Annotated in this window: 1 protein-coding gene; it reads right to left on the reverse strand. The window is 42.6% G+C overall.

Annotated elements, in window-relative coordinates; all coding sequences use genetic code 11:
- Positions 1 to 848: IS481 family transposase (locus CWC18_RS20685; protein ID WP_138676044.1), on the reverse strand; the 848-nt coding region annotated here is incomplete at its 3' end.
- Between the last annotated feature and the right edge of the window lie 23 nt (positions 849 to 871).

An 871-nucleotide genomic window follows, 5' to 3' on the forward strand; every position in this document is an offset into this window, starting at 1 on the left:
TCATTAAGTATCGTTTTGTGGAAGCGTTCGCAGATGCCATTTGTTTGCGGTGACATAGCTTTGGTTTTTGTATGATCGATATCATTAATAGCGAGATATAACTGGTAATCATGATGTTCGACTTTGCCGCAATATTCAGTACCTCTATCGGTCAGAATACGTAGCATTGGAAGCTCGTATTGTTCGAAGTACGGCAGTACTTTGTCGTTAAGTATGTCAGCCGCAGTAATTGGCGTTTTCGTGGTGTAGAGCTTAGCGAACGCTACTTTGCTGTAGGTATCAACGAAGGTTTGTTGATAGATACGGCCAACGCCTTTGAGATTACCCACGTAAAATGTATCTTGAGAGCCTAGGTAACCTGGGTGAGCCGTTTCAATTTCACCACACGCTTCGTCATCATGCTTTTTCTTTTCAAGCGCAGTCACTTGGGCGTCGGTGAGTATAATACCTTCGTTAGCCACTTTATCTTCTAGCGCCTTGAGACGCTTTTTAAAGTTCTCTAGGCCATGACGTAGCCATATTGAACGAACACCGCTGCCGGAAACGAATACGCCTTGTTTTCTGAGTTCATTACTCGTTCTGTGTTGGCCGTGAGCTGGATAATCGACAGCGTATTTAATGACCGCTTGTTCAGTTGCTTCATCAACTCTATTTTTTAAGTTTGGCGCTCTACGACTTTTATCAATTAACGCATCAAGTCCACCGTCCTCGACGAGCTCTTGGTATCGATAAAATGTATCCCGTGAAACGCCCATAACTTTACAGGCTTTTGAGACGTTACCTAATTCTGCAGCAAGATTAAGCAAACCCGTTTTGTGTTTAATGATTGGATTGTTAGTATGCAACATGAGAGTTACCTTTTTGTTTGTTT

It is taken from the genome of Pseudoalteromonas aurantia, from assembly GCF_005886875.1.
Lineage (GTDB): Bacteria > Pseudomonadota > Gammaproteobacteria > Enterobacterales > Alteromonadaceae > Pseudoalteromonas > Pseudoalteromonas aurantia_A.